The following is a 22595-nucleotide window of genomic DNA, read 5'->3' on the forward strand; positions in this document are numbered from 1 at the left end:
AGCAACCCGCGCGAGATCCTGACCGACCTCATGCAGTCGGCGACCGTCATGATCGGCAATCACCGCGATATCTCATTGCTGCTGGGCAAGGCATTTTCCGGCGATGGTTCGGACCGTCGGCGCGAAGCCGCGCTGGCCGCCTTCGAGGCATTCCCCAAGCTGCAACTGATCGCCTCCACCGCGCGCCACGTGGTCAATTCCGGCCACCACCGCATCGCCGCGCGCCTCGATGGGCGTGATGGTGCGCACCAGACCAGCGAAGTGGACGTGACCGGCATCGTCGACCGCATCGGCACCGGCGATGCCTTTGCCGCCGGCGTGCTGCACAAGTGGCTGGAGGGCGCCGGACTGGTCGAAACCGCACAGGCCGGGCTCGCCTACACCGTGCTCAAGCACACCGTGCCGGGCGACATGTGCCGCGTCGGCCCCGAAGAACTGAACGCCTTCTCCGCCAGCGGCGGCGACGTAAGAAGGTAACGCCCCGGCTTCGATCCGGGGCGCTCCTTTCACAAGTCCGCGGCTGTCACGCGGCCACTACGGCGTCCAGTTCATCGAGGGTATCCTGCGGCAGGTGCAGATCCCCGGCGGCCAGATTTTCGGCAAGGTGTGTAACGCTCGACGTGCCCGGTATCAGCAGCATGTTGCGCTGGCGGGCAAGGAGCCAGGCCAGCGCAAGCTGTAGCGGGCCGACGCCAAGCCTTGCCGCGATCCGGGAAAGCCCGTCCGACTGGATCGGACTGAACCCGCCCAGCGGAAAGAACGGCACGTATGCGATGCCCTGAGCCGCCAGTGCATCCACCAGGGCATCGTCATCGCGGTGGACGAGATTGTACTGGTTTTGCACGCAGACAACGGGTGCGATCTTTTGCGCTTCAGCCACTTGTACGGGCGTCACGTTGCTGAGGCCCAGATGGCGGATCAAGCCTTGTTCACGCAGTCTTGCAAGCGTGGAAAACTGGTCTTCCAGCGGGCCGTCGCTGGGCACGTGGATATCGCCCATCAGCCGCAGATTGACCACGTCCAGCTGCTCCAGACCCAGATTGCGCAGATTGTCATGCACCGCCTGCGTCAGCTGAGCCGCGCTCTGCGCCGGGAGCCAGGATGCATCGTCGCCGCGAACCGCGCCCACCTTGGTCACGATGACCAGATCATCGGCATAGGGGTGCAGCGCTTCACGGATGATCTGGTTGGTGACGTGCGGGCCGTAAAAATCACTTGTGTCGATATGGTTGACGCCGGCCTCTACCGCGGCACGCAGCACGGCAACCGCGGCGGCGCGATCGCGCGGCGGTCCGAACACGCCGGGGCCAGCAAGCTGCATCGCGCCGTAGCCCATCCGGTTGACGGTACGGTCGCCAAGTTGAAAAGTCTTCGCGGGGGGAAGATCGGTCATGCGCAAGTCTCCTGTGAAGGTGCGATCCGCATATGCGCCTGTTGCCAACGATCGATAAGCCGTGCACTCCAGAACAGGCTGTACGGAATCATGCACAATGGCAAATGAGCTGGACGACATTTCGGCATTTGTAACCGTGGCGCGCGCGGGCGGTTTTCGGGAGGCTGCGCGGGTATCGGGGGTTTCCGCATCCGGCCTCAGCGAAGCACTTCGCCGGCTGGAAACGCGACTGAGCATCCGCCTGTTACACCGCACCACGCGCAGCATCTCGACCACGGAGGCAGGCACGCGGCTGCTCGAACGCCTGTCCCCCGCGCTGGCGGAGATCGAAGCTGCTCTCGACGCCGTTCATGCCGAGACGGACCAGCCCGCCGGCACCTTGCGCCTCAACGTCCCGGCGAATGTTGCCCGGACGGTACTTCCCGGCATCCTGCCACCGTTCCTGCGGGCCCATCCGCAGATCCGGGTGGAGGTGACCGTCGAAGACAGCTTCGTCGATATCCTTGCCTCTGGCGCCGATGCGGGCATCCGTTACGAAGAACGGCTGGAGCAGGACATGATTGCCGTGCCAATCGGACCGCGTGCCCAGCGGATAATCACGGCTGCGGCCCCTGCCTATCTCGCCGCCCATGGCCGCCCTGCCCATCCCCGCGACCTCCTTGACCACGCCTGCCTGCGCTTGCGCTTCTCCAGCGGCGCAAGGGCGACCTGGGAATTCGAGCGTGGCGATGAAGTGATCCGCATCGACCCACCCGGCCCTCTGCTGATCCAGCCCGGATCGGCCTGCGACTTGCTGGTAGAGGCCGCGGCAGCGGGCCTTGGCGTCGTGCGTCTGTTCGAAGACTGGCTTGCCCCCGCGATGCAGTCAGGAGCGCTGAAACGCATACTTGACGAATGGGATGCGCCGTTCTCCGGGCCGATGCTGTACTATTCCGGCAGGCGTCAGCTTCCGCCGCCGCTCCGGGCGTTCATCGACTTCACACGCACCCCGCCCGCTTGATCGTATGTTCTGCAAATGCCGAACATGACATCGTCCGGATAAAAATAATGTTTCAATAATTTAATCTCCATTGCCGATCGTGACTTGACCTTTGTGCGGCCTCCAAGACATGGACAATGCGCGACTACGAAGCGGGGGTTACATGAAAATCGGTTACTGCGCGGCAAGCGCCATCGCCTTGCTGTGGCTTGCAGGCTGCGGGGGCGGCGGTTCCGGCGGCGTCGGCAGCACGCCTGCCCCTACTCCGGCCCCCACTCCGGCCCCCACCCCAACTCCGTCGGCCAACTCGACGATGACCGACCTGAAGGTAAGCCAGTCTTTCACCAGCGATGCCGCGAAACTGACCGGGACCTGGGACCTGGCCAGCGGCACCGCAATCGAAGGAAGCAGCAAGGCTGCGGTCCTGTCGATCCGGTATGATGCCGCTACCAAGGGGTATACGCTGGTCAGCGAAGCGCGGAACGTGTCGTTCGGCACCACGGATATCGTGTCCCAGGATGCTTATGACACCGTCTACCGCCGATCGGACGGAACCAGCAGAGAAAACCTGACACTGGTGAAGCAGCCTTACACCGGGGATACGGCCAGGCGCTATGTCGCGATGGGTTTCTGGCAGAGCAACACCGTCAGCGACGGTCGCCAGTCGACAGAATTCTCAAGCTTCACCTACGGCCTGCCCACGGTGGCAAATGCCGTCCCGCGCAGCGGCGCGGCCGCATACGGAATCGACATGTTCGGGCTGGTCACCATGCCCGGCGAAGAACCCGCCTCCATGCAGGGCAGCGGCAAACTCAGCGTCGATTTCACGCAAGGCATCTTCACCGCTCAGGCTAACACTACCGAATATGGACTGGTGAGCGGCGCCACCACATCTGGCGGAAGCCTTGAACTGCGCGCCGGTGGCAGCCTCTCTTCGGGAGACGGCACGTTTTCGGGAACCGCAGTTTACGGCAGCCTCAGTGGCCAGGCGTCGGGCACGATATCTGGCCGGTTCTACGGTCCGGCCGGCGAGGAACTGGGGGCGACCTTCCAGACCGCCAACGCACAGGGAATGGCCGCTGTGGGATCTCTCGTGGGCGTGCGTGACGCAAGCCTGACTCCGGACGCCCAGACGATCGCCGCGCTCATGTCCGGGCAGGAAGCGTCTCTTGGCGGCGACGGTAGCGGCAGCGTGCACTGGCTGAACTCGGAAACTTTCGATTTCCAGGGATCTTCCTCCATGGTCGGCGGCCGCTTCACAATCAACGACAAGATCGCGAGCCGGAACCCCAACTTCACGACTTATGCCAAGACCGGGGACAACGGATACGGCCCCGTTCAGGCGACGCTTGAACTGTACAAGCCGGCCACCACGAACGCCGAACTGACGCTGACGTATTCATCGTTCGGACACTGGGCCGGGACGGGCGCGGGTGTGTCAACGCGCGATTCCTACTTCACCTATGGCTTCACCACCGGAGCCAACTTCCTGGCGGCGCGAACCGGCAAGGCCAGCTACGAAGGCGTGGCTTATGGAACCGGAACCAGCTACACCAGCTCGGCACGCTATGACGTGACAGGGACGTCTCGCGTCAACGTCGACTTCGGCGCGCAGACCTTTGGCGGCACTCTGGCGCTGGCGGGCACTGAGCGCGCTTCGGGCACAGCGGCCAACTTCGGCAACTATGACATGGCAGGCCAGATTACGGCGCGGAGCTCCAGCCTGCAGGGCAACATCAACCAGGGAGCCGAAAACCTGGGCGACATTTCGGCCAAGTTCTTCGGACCGGATGCGCAGGAACTGGCCGGCACGTTCTATGTCAACGCATCGACTGTCGGGGGCACACCCGAGAATGTCGGTATTTCCGGCGTGATCGCGACCATCCGCAAATAATCCAGTCATCCTCTCGTATCGCACCGATACGAGAGGATGCTTCGGCTGGCGTCCTATCAGCGGCTCTTGATTGAGTCCGGCTGAGCCAGTCGCCACACATCCAGCGAACGGATGGTGGCGCTGCCGCCTTCGGCGCTCACTTCCCAGCGCAAGGGGCCATCTGCGCGAAAGAAGCGATCGGTGATCGTGCGCGTCCCGTCCGCCGCAAAAAGTTCAAGGATGGAACGGTCAACAAGCAGTCGTAGCGTCACCGGGCCGTTCCCTTGTGGAAGGGTGACGACATGGCGCGCCGCGAAGGCATCGTGGAAATGCGGCCCGGACCGCGTGCGATCGACGAATATCTCCCGCGTTGCGGGCGTATAGCCAACGACCGTCTGATATCCTTGCGCGTCGCTGGCAGTGAACGTGATGCGCTCTGCATCAGTGTCTTCAATCGTGACCGTCATATCGAAGCTGTCACCGGGATCGAGCGCCCTGGAAGCATTGTCGAGTTTCACGTCGACGAGCCGCTGCACCTTCGTGCGATAACGTTCGATTTCACGTACCGGCATCTGCGCAAGGTGCCAATCCTGCCCCTCTCGCTGCAGTGCTAACGCGCGCGGCACGCTCATCAACCCGCGCGCAGGGTAAGTCGGAATGGCAGAGGCATAGCGCAAATTGGTCGCCCACCCGATCCAGAGACGCCGTCCGTCGGGCGCCTCGTTCCACGATTGCGCGGCATAGAAATCCGCGCCGGCGTCGGTCCATCGGGGGGTATCCGGCCAGTTGGGCTCAAGCTTGAAACGATGGCCGTCAAACGCGCCGACGAACCATTGCCCCGCCGATCCGCCATCCGGCCCGCCATCGCCCTGACTGACGCTCAGCACCCAGCGCTTCTCTCCCCGAGCGCCATTGCGAACAGGGAGTTCGAACAGTTCAGGGCATTCCCAGTTGATGCTGCGGCTGGACGAAGGGTGGCTGAAATCGCTCTCATGCGTCCATTCCCGCAAGTTGGGCGAGGAATAGAACGAGGCCGCCTTGTCGGTGGCCCGGACCACGACCATTACCCAGCGGCGGGTCGGCTCATGCCAGAATACCTTGGGATCGCGGAACTCGGTTGACCCGATATCGATCACTTTGCCGAAACGCGTGAAAGTGCGGCCACGGTCATTGCTGTAAGCCACGTATTGAGACTGATTGCGCGTCTTCGGATCAAAACCCGTGTAAATCGCGACCATGGCGGGCTTGCCACCCGTCCCGAAGCCGGACGTGTTCTTCCAATCGATCACCGCACTGCCGGAAAACGCCATGACGTCGGATTCCGGGATGGCGACCGGCAATTCCTTCCAGCTTATCAGGTCGCGGCTGACAGCATGACCCCAGCTCATGTGGCCCCAGCGGTCGCCATGAGGGTTATACTGAAAAAACAGGTGATATTCGCCTTCGTAGTACACCAGCCCGTTCGGATCATTCATCCAGTTTCGCTGTGGGGCAAAGTGAAAGCCGGGGCGCGGGTCCGCCTGCGGCCAGGCCGCCTGCGCAGGCACGGTCGCAACGGGGACTAGGGCAGAGCCGCCCAGAAAAGCCAGCATGGCAAGGAAACGCATCGGTATTCTCTCCCTTGGTCGCCGGGCTGCAAGCACCCGCGCGATCGATGTGTCATGCGTCACGCCGGAGCAAGCCGGCGCCGCTTTTCGCTGATCTGGCGGCGGGCGCTGGCGATCAGTTCCATTTCGGCAAAGGCCAGAAAATCATCGGAAAGCCTTACCAGATGCATCCGCATTGCCGATTGAGCCAGCATGCCGTCCCTGTTTCTCAATGCTTCATAAACCCGCCGGTACTCAGCGGGACGCGGATCGCGCCGGACATCCCGGAACGCCTGACAGGATTGCACCGAACCCTCATGCAGATCCCACAGGTGCTCAATGGTGCGGGCGATGAGCGCGTTGCCGGTTCCACGCGCGATCGCCAGATGAAACTGACGATCCAGCGCCGGTTCCTCCGCATCGGCCGCTGCCCTGCCCTCGATCCGCGCAAGAATGGCCTCCAGACTGTCAAGCATTCCGTCTGACATTACCCGCGCCGCCAGACCGGCCGCTTGTCCCTCGAACATCAGGCGTGCCTCGATCAGTTCGAATGCGCTTACGTCCGCTTTCCTCGCAAGCCTTGCCGGGGCCACGCGCTCGGCCACATAGACGCCTGAGCCGCGCCGCACCTCGACCAGATCCTGCATCTCCAGAACCAGCATCGCCTCGCGAATCGTCGGGCGGCTGACGCCGATCAGGGCGGCAAGGGTGCGTTCTCCCGGCAATCGGGCCCCGGCCGGATAGGCGCTGCCCGATATGTGCTCCTCGATCTGACGGGCTACCCGACCATAGAGCTTGGGGTGCGCTGCTTCCGATTGTGGCATTACCAAATGTGCCGACTTACCTGCCGCCCGGCGGCCTCCGCTTTCCAATAAGCCGAGCCTTTCCGCACTGCCGCCTTCTGCTTTCGTCATGCATTCGACCCCGACCAGCCTCTGCTTTCCATGATATAGTTGTATATATCAGATAAATCACTTGATCAATGTTGCCATATGTGTAGCTTCGAATGATCAATCCATTTTCCGGAAATTGGCTGGGTAATCCGGCAAGGAATGGGTTCAGGAGAGGTGCAACCTATGGCTCGTGCATTCGGGCGCCATGTAATCAGCGGCGCACTCATTTCAGCTTCGACCTTCTGCCTTGCGACGGCCACGGCTCACGCGCAGGACGCGCCGGTCGCCGCTCCTCAGGACGAAGTTGCGCCCTCCCCCGAAGAAAACGCCGACATCATCGTCACCGGATTCAGGGAATCGATCCGCAGCGCCCTGTCGCTGAAGAGGCAGAGCGTATCCGCCGTCGATGCCATCGTCGCTCAGGACATCGCCAACTTCCCTGACCAGAACCTCGCGGAATCGCTCCAACGCATTCCCGGCGTGGCCATCTCGCGCAGCAATGGTGAAGGCAGCTCGATCACCGTGCGCGGTCTGGGCCCTGACTTCACCCGCGTTCGCCTGAACGGCATGGAGACCGTGGCCACCACGCCCGACAACACCGGGCGCGGCTTCAACTTCAACGTCTTCGCGTCGGACCTGTTCAATTCGATCGTCGTGCACAAGACTGCCGAAGCAAGCCTGGACGAAGGATCGCTGGGTGCGGTCGTCGATCTGAACACCGGAAACCCGCTGTCCAACAAGGCGGGCCTGACGGTAGCAGGCTCGGCCAAGGTTCAGTACAACGACCTTAACGACAACGTCGGACCACGAATTTCCGGCCTTGTTGCATGGCGTGACCCGGACGGTCGCTGGGCTGCGTCGATCTCTGCCGCTTACGCGAAATATACGACAACGCGCGCGGGCATGCATACGGTTGGCTGGCAGCAGGCGCGCTTCAATTCGGTAGAGGGCGTTCCTTGCTACACGACACCCGGCACCGGCGGCAGCTATGTGTCCAGTCCGGGCTGTGACGCTGCCGCGCTGTCCTACCACCCGCGTATTCCGCGTTATGGTGCGATCAAGCTGGGCGTGGAGCGTCTGGGCGTGACCAGCGCCCTGCAGTTCGCCCCGACCGACCGCACCAAGATCAGCATCGACGGCCTCTACGCCAAGTATAACCAGGACTACAGTGAGCAGTGGGGGCAGGTGCTGCTGCGCAGCGAAGAGCGCAAGATCGACCTGATCGACTACATGATCGACCCCGAAACCAACACGATGACTTCAGCCACGCTGGGCAACGTGCAGCAGCGTGTGGAGCACCGGCAGGACCAGTCTTCCACGGAGTTCTACCAGATCGGGGCGAAGCTGGAGCAGGAAATCACCGACCGCTTCAAGGCGACGCTGTTCGGCGGGCTCTCGAAATCCACCGGCAAGGCTCCGCACCAGACGACGGTGATCATTGATCGCAAGACCCGCGGCAACTACACTTACGACTTCACCGACCTCAAATCGCCTTCGCTGGTGATCGCGGACCATTCGACAAATCCGGAAGATTACGTCGTCACTGAAATTCGCGACGACGAACAGTACACCACCAACACATTCCGCACGGTGAAGCTTGATACCGAGTGGAAACTGACTGACGACGTGACCTTGCTGGTCGGCGGCGCCCTGCGGCGCTTCGGCTTTTCCGGCACGCAGGGCGGACGTTCAAGCACGTACTGCGCGGCCTATGGCTGTGCACCGGGCCAGACCGGCTATCAACTGACGGATTCGCTGGCCTATGTCTGGGACCTGCCCCGATCCGGCGCCACCGGCAACACGTCATCCTTCGTGATGCCCGACGTAGGCGCCGTCGTCGACGAACTGAATTTCTATGACCGTCCCATCGTCCCCAACGCAAACGCCGATCGCGGTGTGGTGGAAAAGACCACGACCGGGTACTTCCAGTTCAATGTCGAAAGCGAACTGTTCGGCCTGCGCTATGCGGCCAACGCCGGGATGCGTTACGTCCGCACCCAGCAGCATTCGCGCGGTATCAATGCCGGCCAGCCGGTGTCCGTTTCCCGTTCCTATGACGATTTCCTGCCTTCGTTCAACGTCGCCCTGTTCCCGACCGAAAGCCTCGTGCTGCGCGGTGCGATCGCGAAGGTCATGAAGCGCCCCTCGCTGGGCGACCTGACGCCGGGCGGCAGCCTCGACGACTTCGATTATCGCGTGAACTTCGGCAACCCAAACCTCGACCCGACCCGCGCCACGACTTTCGACATTGCCGCGGAATGGTACTTTGCACCGGGCGCGCTCGTCTCGGTGGGGCTGTTCGCCAAGAAGGTGACGAGCTTCCCGATCGGAGAAACCCGCATCGGCACTTACGCATCAACCGGGTTGCCGACGTCTCTGATCCGCCCCAACTCCCCGGCCGGTACCGATCTGGAAGGGCGCCCCTGGTCTATCAGCCAGCCCGTCAACGGACCGGGCGGCACCTTGCGCGGCGTGGAACTGGGGCTGCAACTGCCGTTCACGTTCCTGCCCGGACCGCTTTCGAAGACCGGCTTCGTCGGCAATGCGACATACCTCGATTCCGATTTCACCTACAGCGTGTTCAGCCCTGCCACGGACCCCAATGCGGCAAGCTTCCCTGCCCTTGTCCCCGGCACCGTGGATACGTCGTTCCTCGGGTCTTCCAAGTGGTCCTATAACGCCACGCTCTATTACGAAGACAGCAAGTTCAGCCTGCGCGGATCTCTGGCGTATCGCGGACCGTACAACGAAGGCACGGGGGTCTATGGCAACATACTATCGGGCCGCGACAGCACGCTGAACCTGGACATGTCGGCGCAATACCAGGTGACGCCCGCCCTTGCGGTGACGCTGGAGGGTCTCAACCTGACCGATCAGGCGGACGATGCCTACGTGAATGAAAGCAATGGCCTGCCCGAACGCTACCAGACCACCGGCCGCATCCTGATGGCCGGGGTGCGCGTAGGCTTCTGACGCTCGAAGGCCGGACCGGCGCAAGCAAGTGATATTAGGGGAAGATTTGATGAAGGCGCACGCAACATTGGGCGGGTATCTGATCGGGGTGTCCTTGATCGGCCTCGGTGTGGGCCTGCCCGCCCTCGTCGCACCCGTTGCGCAGGCGCGGACGGCTGCCGGGTTCCCGCTGGTAGCGGCAGGGCGAACGCCGACGATCTATGTCGACGGCAACGACGCCGCCGTCGTTACCATCGCCGCGAAAGCCTTCGCGAAAGACGTGGAGGCTGTCAGCGGGGTTCTTCCGGGGGTCCGTACAACCACGCCCGCCGGTGATGTTGCCATTATCGCGGGCACGCTTGGCCAGTCGGCCGTCATCGATCAACTGGTGGCACAGGGGAAGCTCTCCGCCACTGCCCTCCGGCAACAGCCCGAAGGATATGTGATCGCAGATATCAAAGGGGGAATTTCCGGCGTTGGCCGCGCGCTGGTGGTTGTCGGAGCGGATCGGCGCGGCACCGCTTATGGCATCTTCGAACTCTCACGCATGATCGGGGTATCACCCTGGACATGGTGGGCAGACCTCAAGCCGGCGCATCAGGATACGATCACGCTGCCCATAGACCGGATCGAACACAAGTCTCCTTCCGTGAAGTATCGCGGATTCTTCATCAACGACGAAGACTGGTCGATCCGGCCATGGGCTGAAGAGCACGACCCGACCGGAACGATCGGCCCCGACACTTACGCCCGCGTCTGCGAGCTTCTGCTGCGTCTTCGCGGCAACCTGCTGTGGCCGGCGATGCACAAGGTTACGGTGGCGTTCAACCTCGACGCGCGCAACGCAAAGGTCGCGGACGACTATGCGATCGTCATGGGTGCCAGTCACGCGGAACCGATGCTTCGCAACAACGTGGGAGAATGGAACCACACACAGCGGGGCGAATACAATTATGACACCAACGGGCCTGCCGTGCTGGAATACTGGCGCGAACGGGTAAAAGCCAACGGGAATTACGAAAACCTCTATACCATCGGCATGCGCGGCCTGCATGACAGCGCGATCGTTGCCGGTCATGAAGCGGACGGCGTGGCGCTGCTGGAGAAGGTGGTCGCCGACCAGCGGCAGCTTTTCCGCAACGAACTGAACCGCGATCCCGCCACCGTGCCGCAGGTCTTCGTGCCCTACAAGGAAGTGCTGGACGTTTACCGCAAGGGCATGAAAGTGCCGCAGGATGCCATTCTGGGCTGGGTGGACGACAATCACGGCTATATCCGGCAACTGTCCACCGACGCCGAGCAGAAGCGCGCCGGTGGCGGGGGCGTCTATTATCACATCTCCTACTGGGGCAAGCCCAACGACTACCTCTGGCTGGACAGCACGCCCCCCGCGCTGATCGGCGAAGAAATGCGCAAGGCCTATGCCACGAATGCGCGCGCGATGTGGATGCTCAACGTGGGTGACATCAAGCCCGGCGAAAAGGGCACCGAATACTTTCTGGATCTTGCCTACGATTTCGACGGCACCAGCAAGCTGACCCAACACGACTGGCTCAGGCAATGGGCCACGCGGACATTCGGCAAGGAACAGGCCGATGCGGTGGCCACGCTGCTCGGCGAATATTATCGTCTGAGCTACGCGCGAAAGCCCGAGCACATGGGATACAACGACGAGGAACTCGGCATAGAGGGCACCGACATGTCACCGGTTGCCTACGGAGACGAGGCGGAGCGCCGGATGCGCGGCTATCTCGCGCTTGATGCGCAGGCATCCCGCATTGCCGACGCCCTGCCCGAGAACCTGCGCGACGGATTTTTCCAGCTGGTGCAATATCCAATCCACGGCGCAGCAAAAATGAACGAGAAGATCCTGCGCGCGGACCGCAGTTTCCTCTACGCTTGGCAGGGACGCGCCAGCGCGAACCTGCAGGCGGACGCAGCCATCGCGGCCTTCCGCGACGTCAAGGCCGCCACGGCCACCTACAACGCGATCGGCGACGGGAAGTGGACCCGTTTCATGGACGACGCCCCGCGCTATCAATCGGTCTTCAGCGCTCCGCCCGTCGGCAGGGTGCAGCCTGCCGAAGCTTCGGGGCTTGGCGTCGCCGTTGAAGGCTCAGTCGATGCGCTGGTGTCCTCACCCGCGACCCCGCAAGCCGATTACGGGCTCCGCATGAAGCCCTGGCGCAACGACAACGCGCCGCGCGACCGACTGCCCACTTTCGTGCGCGCGACTGACCAGCGCCATTTCATCGACGTGTTCTCAACCGGCGCGCAGGCACTGGATTTCACCGTCACAGCGTCGGAGCCCTGGATCCGCGTCGATCGCTCCGACGTGCGCCCCGGCGGCGACGTGAGGCTGTGGATCTCGATAGACTGGGGCCGCCTGGGTGGACAACGTGCCGAAGGCAACGTCACTGTGGCGGGAATGGGATCGCAACAGATGGTATCCCTGACCGCCGATCCCATGACGGCGCGCGCCGGTACTCTGGTGGAGGACAACGCGATCGTGGCGATCGAGCCTCATCACTATTCCAAGCTATACAACCGTGGTGGCAGCGGGTGGCGTCATGTCCCCGGACTGGGCCGCAGCGGCCATGCTCTTGAAAGCGGGGCCGGAACCGCCAGCAGCAATGACGCCGCCTCTGCCCCTTATGCGGAATATCGCTTCATCACGCAGGGCAGCGGCGCAGCGCGGCTGCGTCTGGGCTTCGTGCCTACGTTCCCGCTGAACGGCGAACACAAGCTTCGCTATGCCGTGTCGATCGATGGTGCGCCCGCAAAGGTGGTGGACATCGAAGCCAACAAGGACTGGGACGACGCCGTCCAGCGGGCAACCACGGTGACGACGACCGAGTGGCAGCTGGACAAGCCGGGTGCACACAGCCTGCGCATCTTTGCGATGGACCCTGGCCTCGTGATGGATTCCATCGTGCTCGATCTGGGTGGGCTGCGCAAATCCTACATGGCCCCGCCGGAAACCATCGCCCGCTGATCCGTCCGCCGAGTTTCCCCTTTCCCATCAATCCGCATCCAGAAGGAAAAACCACGTGCGCAATCTCAGGCTTGTCGCCTCACTCCTGCTACTCTCCGGGACTTGTGCAATGCCCGCGATCGGCCAGACGATCCAGGGCGACCTCGATCAGAACGGGCCGGTGGTCTACCCGACTGAGCTTACCACCAGCTGGGGCCGATCGGTTACCGCGCAAAACGCATGGCGCAGCTATCCGCGCCCGCAGATGGTGCGTGCACAATGGCAGAATCTCAACGGAGAGTGGGATTATGCCATCGCCAGCGATGCGGCGGGCAAGCCTTCGGCCATGGACGGCAAGATCCTTGTTCCCTTCGCCGTGGAATCCAAGCTTTCGGGCGTCCGCAAGGCGCTGCTGCCGGAAGACAGGCTGTGGTACAAGCGCAATTTTGCGATCCCTTCGGGCTGGAACGGGCAGAACGTTCTGCTTCACTTCGGCGCTGTCGACCATGAGGCCGACGTATGGGTGAACGGTGCGCTGGTCGGTTCGCACAAGGGTGGTTTCACCCCGTTCGCATTCGACGTGACGCGCTATCTGAAAGCGGGAGACAACACGCTGGAAGTGCGCGTTGCCGATCCCACGTCGACCGGCAGCCAACCCCGCGGCAAGCAATCGCTGACGCCCCACGGGATCTGGTACACGCCCGTCAGCGGGATCTGGCAGACCGTATGGCTTGAGCCGGTGCCCCGCCTCCATATCGCGGAAGTCCGCGCCGTTCCCGACATCGATCAGGGGCGCCTCGACGTCGAAGTGGCGATGAGCGGGGAAACGCAGGACAGCGACGCCATCCGCCTTACCGCAAGGGCAGGCAAGACGGTGATCGCATCCACCGTCGTGCGCGCGGGGCGCCACGCGGTTCTGGACATCCCCAACGCGCATCTGTGGTCGCCGGATGACCCTTACCTCTACGATCTTACCGCCGAACTGATCACGGTGCAGCCGCCATTGGGCGGGGACGGAAAGGAGCCGAAAGCCGCGCGCCGCAAGATCCGTTTCACCGCGCAGGAAGAACAGGCCTATGCCGCACTGCCACCGGCCGGTGCGGCCCGCGATACGGTCCAGTCCTATTTCGCCATGCGCAAGATATCGATCGGCAAGGGGCGCGTCGAAGGGCAGCCGGTCATGCTGCTCAACAACAAGCCGCTGTTCCAGAACGGCGTTCTTGATCAGGGCTGGTGGCCCGATGGCCTGCTGACGCCGCCTTCCGAAGAGGCGATGCGCAGCGATATCGTCTGGCTCAAGAAGGCCGGGTTCAACATGCTGCGCAAGCACATCAAGGTAGAGCCCGCGCAGTATTACGCCGATGCTGACCGCCTGGGCATACTGGTGTGGCAAGACATGCCCACGGCAGGGCTGGAAGGCCAGTTCGTTGTCGGCGCCAGCCAGTCTCAGGCGATCTTCACCAGCGAGGCGATGGCGCAGCAGCAGCTGGAACTTTCCCGCATGATCGGGCACTTGCGCGCCTTCCCGTCGATCGTGACGTGGGTGGTAGATAACGAAGGCTGGGGCCAGTACGATAGCCGAACGCTGGCCGGCTTCGTCAAGAGCATGGATTCCAGCAGGCTGGTGAACGCCGACAGCGGCTGGCTGGACGTTGCTGCCGGCGCCTCGGACCTGCTTGATATCCACACTTACGAGGAAGTCCCCAATGCCCCCAGCCGGGATTCCGCCCGCGCGGTGGTCATCGGCGAATACGGCGGCATCGGCCTGCCGATGCGCAAGCACTTGTGGCGCCCCGGCGAGCGCAACTGGGGCTACCAGTCCGCCACCGATGCCGCCGACTACCTCGCCCGGTACAAGCTCAAGTTCAACGAGATCGTCAGGCAGGCACGGGAACGCGGTCTCAGCGCCGCCGTCTATACGCAGACGACCGACGTGGAGGATGAGATCAACGGGCTGCTAACTTACGATCGCGCCGCATCCAAGGTGCCGCCGGAGGATCTGGCCAGGCTGGCTGCGCCGCTCTATTCCAAGGATACGCAGCCCTGAGCTTGCGCTGCATCGCAGTACAAGACGTCGACGGGCAGATAACAGGCCGCCTCTTCGGGATAGAGGCGGCCTTCGGCCCGATCAGAATGCCGAACTGACCCCGATCTCGGCAGATACGCGCCGGTAGTCGTAAATCTCGATCGAGGAGCGGTTGCGCTCCCACTTGACCCGCACCAACGGCGCGAAAGCGCCGACATGCAGCGCGCGCAGCGTGGCGGCCAGACTGGCGTTGAAGCGATCTTCGATGCGACGGCGCGGGTAGAGGAACAGCCGCTCATCCGCTTCAAGGTGGCTGTAACCCAGCGTGCCGACGAACGTGGTGCGGCCTACTTCGCGAAACGCGTAGGCACTCAGCCCCCCGCTGGCGAAGGAGTAGCCCGGATCACGCGCCTTCTCGCGAAAGGCAAATGTGCTGATGCCTCCGCCCAGTCTGGCGCTAAAAGCGCGGTCAAGCGTGGCGCTGAGGGTGAAATCGTCCGCCGTCTGCATGGCGTTGCGGCGGTTGTCCTGATGCTGGATCGAACCGTCGAGCCGCAACTGCCCCCGCTTGCCCACCGGATGCTGCAAGGTCGCAGTGCCTCCGTAGCCCTTGGTATAAATAGCCTTGCCGTACCAGCGCCAGGTAGGGCCGGCCGACAGGGTGATCCGATCCGCGCCGGATACATATTGCGGACCAGCCTGCAGGCTTGCGGAAATATCGTTGAAGGCCGCATCGCGATAGAAGGTTCCCCCCGTCGACAGGCGCACGATCAGGTCGGTGCCGGGGTCCAGCCCTTCGCGCCAGTACGCCTGTCCGCGCAAGTCCAGCCCCAGCCCCGACTTTGCCCTGGCGTCCTCATCCAGCGTGAAATCGCCGATCACCGTGCCCAGCGTATCCGAACGGGTGGCACGGTTGATGTTGCTGTCCGGAGCCAGCGCGACTTCGATAGATCCGCCAAACGCCTTGCGGGCATTGAGCGCGTTGGCATAGAAGCGGACCAGACGTTCCACTTGCGGCGGCAGCCCAGCCGCCTGTGCAGCACGCAATTCCCGCTCTGCCGCCCGCATGTTCCCGCTCATTGCCAGCACCCGTGCCAGTTCCAGCCGCACGGAGGCCACGCCGGGCTTTTCATCCAGGATGCGGCGGAATTCCAACGCGGCGTCGGTATAGCGATGGAGGTCATCGGCCAGCATCTGACCAAGCCGAAAGCGCGCCTCCGTCCGCAGTTCGGGATCGGGATCGGACTGCAGCGCACGATAGGCAGCTTCGGCGGTCGCCCAATCACGATTGGCGCGCGCTTTATCCGCCAGCGCGAACACCTGAGCGGCGGACAGCGTCGTCTTCGCCGCGCTTGCCGACGGCGCGGGATACTGGCCCATATCCTGGCCCGTATCCTGGCCCGTATCCTGGCCATGCGCCGCCACCGCCGTGCCCGCCAGCGCGACTGCGACAAATGCAGTCTTCATAAACAGATCGCCCCCTTGGCCCGTCGCTAACGGGTTACTTTGTCCCTGTCCATCACCCCTGCCCGCCACAGCCTGTTTCCGGGAAAATCCCTAAAGAAGCGAAGCGGCAAAGCTGCGCGTTCGCACGCGCGCCTGCCATTCTTCAAACTGTCCACCAGTCGAACTGTTTTGTGGCGCTACGGTTGAACCCGTGACGGCGTTGTGACAGCTTGCCTTCATGGCATTCGGATCGTTTTCGCCCTGCACGGTTCTGTTGAGCATCCTGGGAATTGCCACGGTGGCGATCAGCATGATACCGAATCTGGGCCTTACACCTTACGGCAAGATGCTTCTCAGGGTACTGGGTGTCGTTGCGATCGGAATGGCACTGACATTCGCCGCTGCCGACTGACACCGCCATCATGCGCCCGCCATTTCCCGGCGGATTATTAAATCTTCCCAATCTGCCGCTCTGTCACGGAACCGTAAGCACGCGTGCCTAGGGGCACCCGCGGCGAACGATAATCTTGTTGCAGTGCAATGAATTGCGCAATCCCGATGACGGATTTCGCAGCGCGTTTGCGCATGCCCGCATGGCAGGCGCGAGAGCTTCGTTCGTCATGATCAAAATTCGGATTTGCAATCGCAAGGTTGCAAATTGGGGGCGCTCTATCATGTCGATGTTCTCGAATATCTCGAAGTCCAGTCTCTACCTTCGTTCCGCCATGGCGGCAGTTGCCGTATCGAGTGTTTCCATCGCCTGCTCTCCAGCACAGGCCCAATCGACGGCAGGGGCCCGCGCCGAGGGCCGTGTTTCCGGCACCGTGCTGAACGCTTCGGGCGATTTCCTGCGCGGCGCCGAAGTGCGGGTCGAAGGTTCGGACATCGTATCGGTCACCGACAACGACGGTCGCTTTACCCTGCAGCGCGTTCCCGCCGGTACGCAGCGACTGAGCATCTCCTACATAGGCTTTGAAACCGGCCACCAGTCCGTCGACGTCGGCAGCGCCGGCTCTGCGGACCTGCGGATCGCGCTGCGCCCGCGTGCCACCGATCAGGCAGGAGACATCGTCGTCAGCGGCAGCCGCCCGATCGCCGAATCCGAAGAAGCCGCGCTGCAGCTCAAGCGCTCCTCCACCTCGCTTGTCGACGTCATCGCAGCGGACAGTGTCGGCCGCTTCCCCGACCAGAACATCGCCGCTGCCGTCAGCCGCCTGCCGGGCGTCAGCGTCGGCCGCGATCAGGGGCAGGAGCGCTACATCAGCCTTCGCGGCTCTCCGGCCAGCTGGACGACGATGGCGTTCGACGGCGTGAACGTGATCAGCCCTGCGGGTCGCGAAACGCGGTTCGATACGATCCCCTCGTCGATCGCCAGCCAGACGGTGATCCGCAAGGCCGTTACCGCCGACATGCCGGGCGAAACCGTGGCGGGCAACATCAACATCGTCACCCGCAGCCCGTTCGACTACCCCGGATTCAAGGGCGCGCTTGACGGTGGCTATGGCTACAACGATCTGGGCCAGGGCAAGCAGTACAACCTCAGCGGCTTCCTTTCGGACCGCTTTGCCAATGACACCCTTGGCATCCTGATCGGCGCGTCGCGTTACGAACGGGACATGGTGACGGATAACTTCGAGAACAGCTGGGAAGTCTCGCCCGAGGATCAGGAAGAAGGCGGCGAAAACCGCATCTGGGCATCCAAGACCCAGAACAAGCTCTATCGCCTGAAGCGCAGCAACACGTCATATTCCGGCCGCCTGGAATGGCGCCCGGACAGCGCCAACAAAGTGTTCCTGAGCACGATCTACAGCCAGTTCCGCGACGACGAACTGCGCAATGCCTGGGTCTTCGATCTTGATCAGGACGCCAAGAAGACCGGCAGTAGCACCGTGGGCACCACCACCGGCTACGCCGATATCCGCACCGGCAACACACCAATGCAGGGCACACTTTACGGCGCCGAGATCGAAAGCACGCTCAATTCCAATTCGTCGCGTCAGAGCATCTTCACCAACACGCTGGCCGGCGAACATGAAATGGACGGCTGGAAGATCAGGTGGCGCGCGAACTACACCCGCGCAGACGATCGCAGCAAGCCTCCGTTCCAGTCATCGTGGGCAAGCCCCGGCGACTTCACCTCGCGGCCGACACTGGTATATGATTTCACCGACCCGAACCTTGCCAAAGTCCAGCTTTACGACACCGTGCGCAACGCGGACGGCACGTACAGCGCCGGGGCAGCGCGCCCCTACATCTCACCGACCGAGCTGAACTTCCTGACGATGACGCGCAACCGGCAGCTGGACCGGACCAACGCCTATACCGGCAAGCTTGATATCGAGCACACGATGGACCTGTTCGGCGCCGAAACGGTGTTCCAGTTCGGCGGCGAATACGACAAGCGCACCAAGACTTCGCGCCGCACCGTTCTGGAAGTGACGCCCGCCACGCTCGCCGCTGCCGGTCTGAGCAACCCGACCCAAGCCGACATCAGCATCGACACCCCCTACAAGGGCAAGCTGCCGCTGGGCTACGGCTTCAAGTACTTCTCCAGCGACAAGGGCGAAGCGCTGTTCGACAGCTATCTGGCGGCAGGCGCGGCACAAGTGCAGGAAGGCACCAGCGAAGAGAACAACTACCGTGTCAGCGAAGAAGTCATCGCCGGCTACCTGATGGGCACCACCTACTTCGACTGGGGCAACATCGTCTACGGCGCGCGCGTCGAAAAGGTGACCAACGCGGGATCGGCGCTGTCCATGATCGACGATGCCTGGGCGCCCACGCATGTCTCCAGCAGCTTCACGTCGATCTACCCCAGCGTTCACATCAATTGGGACATCAACCGGGACATGAAGCTGCGCGTATCGGGCAATACCGGCGCGGCTCGCCCCGATTACGACCAGCTGCGCCCCAACTTCTCCTACGATGACGTGGACCAGGTGGTTTCGGGCGGCAACCCGGATGCGCGGCCCGAACGGGCCAAGGGCGTCGACGTGTACTTCGAATGGTACATGCCTTCACGCGGGTTCTTCTCGGTGGGCGCATATTACAAGAAGCTGGACGATATCCTGTACGACGTCGAACTGACCACGTTCGGATCGGACGTGCTCAACTCTGACGGCATCGATCGTTCGGACTACCGTTATTCCACGGTCGCCAACGGCGGCAGCGGGCATATCAAGGGCATCGAGTTCGCCTTTTCCCAGCCGCTCGAAGGGCTTGCCCGCTCGGCCGGCCTGCCGGACTGGGCGCAGGGCTTCGGACTTCAGGCGAACCTGACGCTCAACGATTCCAAGGCGACCACGCCGGACGGGCGCACTACCGACCTGCCGGGCGCCTCGCCGCTGATCTACAACATTTCGGGCTACTATGAACGCTACGGTTTTTCGGCGCGGGTCAGCTACCAGTGGCAGAAGGCATACCTGGATTCGATCGGTTCGGGCGACATCCTGGGTGACGCCTACTGGGCCAACGTTGCGCGCCTCGACTTCTCGATGCGCTACTCGATCAACGAGAACCTGCAGCTGTACTTGGATGCCAACAACCTGACCAACGAACCGGGTATCCGTTATCAGGGTAACGTCCAGCACCAGATCGAGCACGAAACCTTCGGTCGCCGCTATCTTGCCGGCGTGCGCCTGAACTTCTGACCATGAGCACAGGCGGCGGTGCCTCCTTCATGGGAAAGGCACCGCCGCCTGCGCACCCCGACCGCCGCATTGGCGGTATCGACGACCTCCGCACATCATGAAGGACACCCTGAAAATGCGTAACTCCATAAAGGCACTGGCCACAGCGGCGGCTGCGCTCTTGAGCGGAACGGCGGGCATCGTGCAGGCGCAGGAAGCGCGCAACGTGATCATCTTCCTCGGCGACGCCGGCGGACTGCCCACGCTCAACGCCGGCGGCATTCTGGCCCACGACAAGCCGCAATCTCTGTACATCCACACGATGCCCTACGTGGCCCTTTCCGACACGTCCTCGGCAAACCGCTGGGTGACGGATTCAGGCGCCGGGATGACCGCGATCATGACCGGCCACAAGACCAACAATGCCATGGTTTCCGCCATTCCTTCCGGCCCGAACGGCGCCGTGTCCCCGGTCAAGACGCTGCTCGAATATGCAGAGCAGAGGGGCCTTTCCACCGGCGTCATGACCAACATGAAGATCTGGGACGCAACGCCTGCGGCGACTTACGCGCACGTAGCCGCACGCAAGGACAAGGATTCCATCTTCCAGCAAATGCTCAAGCCCCGCTTCGGCGACGGTGTCGACATCCTGATCGGCAAGGGGCGCGCCGATGCGGTGACTTCGTTTGCCGCGCGCCAGACGACTGCCGAAAAAGCCTTCGCCACTGCCGGATACCGCTTTGGTGAAGACCCCGCCATCGTGCGTGACGCCGCTCGCGTCGCGGTTCTGCGTGACAGCGATTTCGCACCCATTCCTGCGGTTGAAGCAACCATCGCCCAGCTTGCGAAGAACCCCAAGGGCTACTTCCTGATGGTGGAATGGGACATGCATACCGACGATCCGAAGAAGGGTCTGCGCCATGTCGTCGAGATGGACGACATGATTCGCCGGGTGCACGAAATCGCCGGCAAGGACACCCTGATCCTGTTCACCGCAGACCACAGTTTCGGCCTGCGCATGGGCGGCGGTGAACGCGGCTCCCCGCTGCTGCAGCAGTACGATGCCGAAGCCGCCAAGCCCGGCACGACGAACGAATCTAACGGCGTCATCTCGGTTCAGGACGGTCACACCGGCGAGGAAGTGATCGTGGCCGCATCTGGTCCCGGAGCCGACAAAGTCCACGGCTTCATGCCGAACACCCGCCTGTTCGACATCATGCTTTCCGCTTTCGGCTGGAAGCGCGACCAGTAAGCGCAAAACGGCGAGCGGCCGGGCTGGCGCCGAAAGCGCTACCCCGCCGCTCGCGCCTTTCGGGGGCGGGCAGAAGCCACAAGGCGCGCACCCAGCAGCGTCGCCACGATTGCCGCGTACAGCAACGGACTTCTGATATCGGCTTTCACCAGCAGGAAGTAATGCGCCACACCCATGATCGCGATGACGTAGACCAGCCGATGCAGCGCCCGCCAGGACCGAGGCTTCATGCGACGGCGCACCGCAGCGGCAGAGGTCACGGCCAGGGGGATCAGCAAGGCGAACGCGGCCATGCCAATAGTGATGTAGGGGCGCTTGGCAATGTCGGCGCCGATTTCCGCCCAGTCAAACTCATGCGCGGCCCCGAGATAGACCGTCAGATGCAGGGCGACATAAGCGAAGGCCCATAACCCGATACGCCGCCGATAACGCATCAGCCACGGTAGGTTCGCGTACTTGGCCAGCAACGTCACCGCCAGCGTCAGGCACAGGAACCTGAGGCCCCAGAGCCCAAGATCGCGCAGCACGAATTCAACCGGGTTTGCGGTCAGCTGGCTGGTGAAGCCCCAATAGAAGATCAGCAGCAACGGCGCCGCGCACAGCGCCCACACCGCCGGCGACTCCAGCCTCGCGGCATTTGCGCGTGCCATCAGTAGAGCTTGCGCGGATCGAGCCCGCGGTAAAGGTGCGCCACCTGCTCGCCGTAACCGTTGAAAGGCAGGGTCTTGCGGCGGAAGAATTCACCGATCCGACGCTCCTTGGCCTGCGACCAGCGGGGATGGTCGACCGCCGGGTTCACATTGCCGTAGAAGCCATATTCACCCGGCGCCAGCATCTGCCAGCTGGTCTGCGGGCGGCGGTCGGTCAGGCGAATCCGCACGATCGACTTGATGCCCTTGAACCCGTACTTCCATGGCACCACCAACCGGATCGGAGCGCCGTTCTGATTGGGCAATGTCTGCCCGTAAAGCCCGACAGCCAGCAGAGTAAGCGGGTTCATCGCTTCGTCCAGCCGCAGTCCTTCGCGATAGGGCCACTGGATCACCGCGCTTCGCTGCCCCGGCATCTGGCGCGGATCGCGCAGCGTCTCGAACGCCACGTACTTCGCGCTGCTTTTCGGCCCCACCGATTTGATGAGACTGGCAAGCGGAAAGCCAACCCACGGGATGACCATGGACCATGCCTCTACGCAGCGCATGCGATAGATGCGTTCCTCCAGCGGAAAACGCCGGATGAGTTCGTCGATATCGACACTCCCCGGTCGATCGCACAGGCCATCAACCGTTATGGTCCATGGCCGCGAGCGCATCATTTTCGCATAGGCCGCCGGGTCTTCCTTGCCCGTGCCGAATTCGTAGAAGTTGTTGTAACCAGTCACGTCATCGAGCGGCGTCTTGTTTTCATCGATCGACATGCGGTTCGGACTGTATTTCAGCGGAGCGGCGGAAGCCGGGCTGGCTCCGCCGCAAGCGGCAAGACCAAGCCCCGCCGCGCCGGCAATGAACTGCCGGCGGGCGAGGTATAGGCCCTGATCGGTGACGTCGCAGTCCTTGAGATCAGGTGCATTGCGGATCAGCATGATGATTCCTTCG

Annotated in this window: 15 protein-coding genes; 8 read left to right on the forward strand and 7 right to left on the reverse strand. The window is 62.8% G+C overall.

The window, feature by feature from the left end:
- Positions 1-477 (forward strand): PfkB family carbohydrate kinase (locus A8V01_RS13165; RefSeq protein WP_245892486.1); only part of this gene is annotated, 477 nt, incomplete at its 5' end.
- 46 nt (positions 478-523) lie between these two features.
- On the opposite strand, the gene A8V01_RS13170 is transcribed toward A8V01_RS13165, so the two are convergent.
- Positions 524-1393, reverse strand: coding sequence for an oxidoreductase (locus tag A8V01_RS13170; protein WP_103096299.1), 870 nt, complete (start codon positions 1391-1393; stop codon positions 524-526).
- A 97-nt stretch (positions 1394-1490) separates the two neighbouring features.
- On the opposite strand from A8V01_RS13170, the gene A8V01_RS13175 reads away from it, so the two are divergent.
- Both A8V01_RS13175 and A8V01_RS28615 read left to right on the forward strand, forming a co-directional pair.
- Positions 1491-2393, forward strand: coding sequence for a LysR substrate-binding domain-containing protein (locus A8V01_RS13175; protein ID WP_103096300.1), 903 nt, complete (start codon positions 1491-1493; stop codon positions 2391-2393).
- Positions 2394-2535: 142 nt separating this feature from the next.
- Complete coding sequence (locus A8V01_RS28615; RefSeq protein WP_170065919.1) at positions 2536-4266, forward strand: transferrin-binding protein-like solute binding protein; 1731 nt, start codon at positions 2536-2538, stop codon at positions 4264-4266.
- 56 nt (positions 4267-4322) lie between these two features.
- Here the strand turns inward: A8V01_RS28615 and A8V01_RS13185 are convergent, their stop codons facing one another.
- Both A8V01_RS13185 and A8V01_RS13190 read right to left on the reverse strand, forming a co-directional pair.
- Positions 4323-5852 (reverse strand): glycoside hydrolase family 32 protein, encoded by a 1530-nt coding sequence (locus A8V01_RS13185; protein WP_245892489.1) that lies wholly within the window; start codon positions 5850-5852, stop codon positions 4323-4325.
- A gap of 59 nt (positions 5853-5911) precedes the next feature.
- Positions 5912-6655, reverse strand: coding sequence for a FadR/GntR family transcriptional regulator (locus A8V01_RS13190; protein WP_103096301.1), 744 nt, complete (start codon positions 6653-6655; stop codon positions 5912-5914).
- A gap of 252 nt (positions 6656-6907) precedes the next feature.
- Here A8V01_RS13190 and A8V01_RS13195 point away from each other — a divergent pair, with 252 nt between their 5' ends.
- The 3 genes from A8V01_RS13195 to A8V01_RS13205 are packed head-to-tail and all read left to right on the forward strand — an operon-like array spanning position 6908 to position 14697.
- Positions 6908-9697: a TonB-dependent receptor gene (locus tag A8V01_RS13195; RefSeq protein WP_170065920.1), complete on the forward strand. Its 2790-nt coding sequence runs from the start codon at positions 6908-6910 to the stop codon at positions 9695-9697.
- Between the two features lie 49 nt (positions 9698-9746).
- The gene (locus A8V01_RS13200; RefSeq protein WP_103096303.1) at positions 9747-12671 is read left to right on the forward strand and encodes a glycosyl hydrolase 115 family protein; all 2925 of its coding nucleotides are present in this window, start codon (positions 9747-9749) and stop codon (positions 12669-12671) included.
- A gap of 55 nt (positions 12672-12726) precedes the next feature.
- Positions 12727-14697: a glycoside hydrolase family 2 protein gene (locus A8V01_RS13205; protein WP_245892490.1), complete on the forward strand. Its 1971-nt coding sequence runs from the start codon at positions 12727-12729 to the stop codon at positions 14695-14697.
- 81 nt (positions 14698-14778) lie between these two features.
- On the opposite strand, the gene A8V01_RS13210 is transcribed toward A8V01_RS13205, so the two are convergent.
- Positions 14779-16143: a surface lipoprotein assembly modifier gene (locus A8V01_RS13210; protein WP_245892492.1), complete on the reverse strand. Its 1365-nt coding sequence runs from the start codon at positions 16141-16143 to the stop codon at positions 14779-14781.
- 90 nt (positions 16144-16233) lie between these two features.
- A complete protein-coding gene (locus tag A8V01_RS13215) occupies positions 16234-16434 on the reverse strand; it encodes a hypothetical protein (RefSeq protein ID WP_103096305.1) in 201 nt (66 codons plus the stop codon).
- Between the two features lie 362 nt (positions 16435-16796).
- Between A8V01_RS13215 and A8V01_RS13220 the strand changes: the two genes are divergently transcribed.
- Both A8V01_RS13220 and A8V01_RS13225 read left to right on the forward strand, forming a co-directional pair.
- Complete coding sequence (locus A8V01_RS13220; RefSeq protein WP_170065921.1) at positions 16797-19772, forward strand: TonB-dependent receptor; 2976 nt, start codon at positions 16797-16799, stop codon at positions 19770-19772.
- Between the two features lie 115 nt (positions 19773-19887).
- Complete coding sequence (locus A8V01_RS13225; RefSeq protein WP_245892493.1) at positions 19888-21003, forward strand: alkaline phosphatase; 1116 nt, start codon at positions 19888-19890, stop codon at positions 21001-21003.
- A 38-nt stretch (positions 21004-21041) separates the two neighbouring features.
- Here the strand turns inward: A8V01_RS13225 and A8V01_RS13230 are convergent, their stop codons facing one another.
- The gene (locus A8V01_RS13230) at positions 21042-21653 is read right to left on the reverse strand and encodes a protein-methionine-sulfoxide reductase heme-binding subunit MsrQ (RefSeq protein WP_103096308.1); all 612 of its coding nucleotides are present in this window, start codon (positions 21651-21653) and stop codon (positions 21042-21044) included.
- Positions 21653-22582: a protein-methionine-sulfoxide reductase catalytic subunit MsrP gene (gene msrP / locus A8V01_RS13235; RefSeq protein WP_103096347.1), complete on the reverse strand. Its 930-nt coding sequence runs from the start codon at positions 22580-22582 to the stop codon at positions 21653-21655. The genes A8V01_RS13230 and msrP overlap by 1 nt, the downstream gene beginning before the upstream one ends.
- Between the last annotated feature and the right edge of the window lie 13 nt (positions 22583-22595).

Source organism: Novosphingobium guangzhouense, from assembly GCF_002896965.1.
Classification (GTDB): Bacteria; Pseudomonadota; Alphaproteobacteria; order Sphingomonadales; family Sphingomonadaceae; genus Novosphingobium; species Novosphingobium guangzhouense.